Origin of the sequence: Paenibacillus etheri (assembly GCF_001012825.1) — a bacterium.
GTDB lineage: Bacteria > Bacillota > Bacilli > Paenibacillales > Paenibacillaceae > Paenibacillus_AQ > Paenibacillus_AQ etheri.
Map to the genome: position 1 here is coordinate 1 of NZ_LCZJ02000063.1, position 218 is coordinate 218.

At 49.5% G+C, this 218-nt stretch carries 1 protein-coding gene; it reads left to right on the forward strand.

All coding sequences use genetic code 11. The features are described from left to right. Positions 1-13 precede the first annotated feature (13 nt). Positions 14-218: helix-turn-helix domain-containing protein (locus tag UQ64_RS30495; protein WP_425339628.1), on the forward strand; the 205-nt coding region annotated here is incomplete at its 3' end.

The following is a 218-nucleotide window of genomic DNA, read 5'->3' on the forward strand; positions in this document are numbered from 1 at the left end:
GGAGAATCACACCATGGGTTACACTCATCTTAGCATAACGGAGCGAAGCAAACTAGAAGTACTATACGGATTGGGATGGTCTAGTCGAGCGATTGGGGTAGAACTTGGACGTCATCACTACGTCATTGCCAGAGAACGGAAGCGAGGAAGCAAGGGAAATACCTATCGTGCTGAGACCGCTCAGATCGCGTATAGCGAACGTCGAGAAGGGAGTAAGT